Genomic DNA, 3,029 nt, shown 5'->3' with positions numbered 1-3,029 from the left:
GGGCAGTGATTGCAGGTAAAAATCACGATCACTCCTTTTTGGTTAGAGAAATCGCTCAATGACACCGTGTTTCCCTCCACGTTTTTAAGTCGGAAGTTGACCACGACATCTCCAATTCCGTAGTCGGAATTAGCGTGGTTGACATGGGTATTTGAAGGAAAGTTAGCGGCCAGCGATTGGTCTGGAACGATCAAGGTAGCCAGGATAATTATAAAGCTAGAACCAATCCAAGTAAGGTACTTTTTCATTTCATAGTAGTTTGACTTTCAAGCCGTCTGAACCTAAACGCCACAGGCCGGAAGAGTATTTGGGTGCTACGGCTGTTTCAACATCGGCGGCCTCTCTTCGATCGTTGTCAGGGCTTTGAGTTTAAAGGAAGCCAGTGAGCCAAATTACTTTTATCACCCTATACTAGGCAAGCGGAGGGGCTAACCGTGTTCGCCTGATGCACGTCAGCCACCGGAAATGTAGTGTGTACGGCATTATTTTGGGCGGACTCGTGTGGTCGCCCAAAACTACGCCTCCTGCCGCAGCACCTCCAGCGGTGAGCGAGAAAGGATGCCACGACTATTAGCCAGACCAATAAGGACAGTGAGGCCGGAAACGCTCAGGAATACGAGCAGCAACGGCAGGAATTGGGGTTCAAAGTCGAGTTTGAAAGTGAATTTTGCCAAAGCCCAACTACCTGCCAGAGCCAGAATGATGCCCGTGGCGGCAGCCAACGCGCCGAGGAAGAAATATTCCAAAGCCGTGATGGCAAAAATCTGCTTCCGGCTTGCGCCCAGGGTACGCAGCAGAACGCTTTCCTGCAAACGCTGGTACTTGCTGATAAGTACCGAAGATATCAACACAATCAATCCCGTCAGGATGCTGAAGCCAGCCATGAAACGGATGACGAAGCCGATTTTTTCCAGTAGTTCGTCGATCACTTTCAACACCAATCCCAAATCTATGATGGAAATGTTGGGAAACCGCTGTACAATGACCCGTTGGAAATCAGCGGATTTCTCGCTGGAAGGGGTGCGGGTGAGCAGGACATGAAATTGCGGAGCTTCTTCCAGTACGCCTTTAGGAAACAGTACCAGAAAGCTGGTGCGGACGCCGTTCCAATCCACTTCCCGCAGACTACCGATAACCGTTGTCAGCAGCGCGCCCTGCACATTGAAGGTCAGCGTATCGCCCACCCGGACGCCGTTGCGCTCAGCGAAGCCTTCTTCCATCGAGATCGGTACTGGCCCGTCGGTGGGGGCCGTTCCCTGCCAGCGGCCCCGCTTAAGTTCTTCGAATTCCGTGAGCGTGTCGCGGTAGCTGACACGGTACTCACGGCCAAAAATCCGGCGCGACACGCGGTTCGAGGTGTCCTTCTGCGCGATGGCGGGCGTAACATCGTTGACCTTTTCCAGCCGCATATTCACGACCGGAACGCTTTGAATAATGGGTAAATCCTGCTCTTTGGCCAAATTTAAGACGTCCTCGCGTTGATCGCTTTGAATGTCAAATAACAAAATGTTGGGTTGGTTACCGCTCGTGGACAGCGTGACGCGCTTCAACAAAAGGGACTGCACCAAAATCAGTGTACAAATGAATGCCGTACCCAAGCCGATGGACACGAGCAGAATCGAAGTCTGATTGTTGGGACGGTGCAGATTAGCCAGCGCTTGCCGCCACACATAAGGCCATGACGAGGGGAAAAACCGCTGCACCAGCCAGATGAGTAAGGACGCCATTGCCAAGAGCAACAGAAACGCGCCCAAAATACTGACGGTGAATACCAGTGCGTCCAGCCAGCTTTCGGTTTGGATGTAAGTAAAGAGGAAAACGAAGGCGAGAATCAGGCCGTACACCAGCCAGCGAAGCGGATCTTTGTTGTCGGATGCGGACTCGAACGACGCCCGAAGTACCCGAAGTGGCGCGATGTTGCGCACCGAAACAAGCGGTAACAGCGCGAATAAAATCGAGATAATCGTTCCCAGTAAAACACCCTGTCCAATGGCCGACCAGGAGATTTCGGTCGTCAGTGTAAAGGGCAGAAAATCTTTGAGTACCACCGGCAGGAACTGCTGAATGACTGCCCCCAGCGTGGCCCCGATAACCGATCCCAGGAAGCCGACGCCCACGATTTGAATCAAAAAAATCACAAACGCCTGCGACGATTTCACGCCCAGGCAGCGCAGCAGCGCAATAGAATTTAGCTTTTCACGGATATAGATATGCACCGCACTCGCTACACCCACGCAACCCAGTAACAGGGCGATGAAGCCGACCAACGCTAAAAACTGCGTCAAATCCTCGAAGGAGCGGCCCGTCGATTCTTTCTGACTGGCGACGGTTTTAGAATCCAGGTCTTCAATATCCAGGCGTGATTCGAGCCTTTTTGCGATTCGCTCGACGTCCGTTTTCGCTGGATATTTGAAAAAATACAAATAGTTGATCCGACTACCCTTTTGCTCCAATCCCGTCTGTTCCAGATAGCGCAGCGGAATGTAAACTGTCGGGGCCACCGTAGCTGATAGGCCCGTTTGGCCGGGGGCTTTCAGCAAAGTACCCGCAATCAGGAACATGACTTCGCCCACTTTCACCGAATCACCGACTTTGGCATCGTATTGCAGCATCAGGGTTTGATCCACTAAGGCTTGGCGGTTTCCCCGAAAGCTGCGGCCTGCCTTGACGGGGACTGTTTCCAATTCGCCATAGTAGGGATAACTACCTTCCAGCGCCCGCACCTGCGCCAGGCGGTTGCCGCCATTTTTAGGAAACAACACCATCGACGCAAAGCGCCTTTCTTCCGAGCGATCCTCGCCCAACGAATCCAGCAGCGGCTTGATTTTGGCCGAGGCGGGCTGATTGCCGGAGATTTCCAGATCAGCCCCAAGTAGCGTGGCGGCTTGCGCGTCGATGTTTTGCCGGAGGTTGTCGCCCAGCGAGTAGATGGCCACCAGTGCCGCGATACCCAGAATCACCGACGAGATAAACAGCAGCAATCGCGAACGGCTGCGTCGGCTGTCGCGCCAGGCCATTTTGAGTAGCCA

At 53.2% G+C, this 3,029-nt stretch carries 2 protein-coding genes; both read right to left on the bottom strand.

Annotated features, from left to right (window positions below):
* Positions 1-248 (bottom strand): redoxin domain-containing protein (locus ACEW8P_RS22255; protein WP_373515268.1); only part of this gene is annotated, 248 nt, incomplete at its 3' end.
* Between the two features lie 267 nt (positions 249-515).
* On the bottom strand, positions 516-3,029 hold a 2,514-nt coding region (locus ACEW8P_RS22250), incomplete at its 5' end, for an ABC transporter permease (RefSeq protein WP_373515267.1).

Source organism: Persicitalea sp., from assembly GCF_041751555.1.
Lineage (GTDB): Bacteria > Bacteroidota > Bacteroidia > Cytophagales > Spirosomataceae > Persicitalea.
Note: the sequence above shows the minus strand (reverse complement) of the source record. Positions and strands in the feature narration are given on the sequence as shown.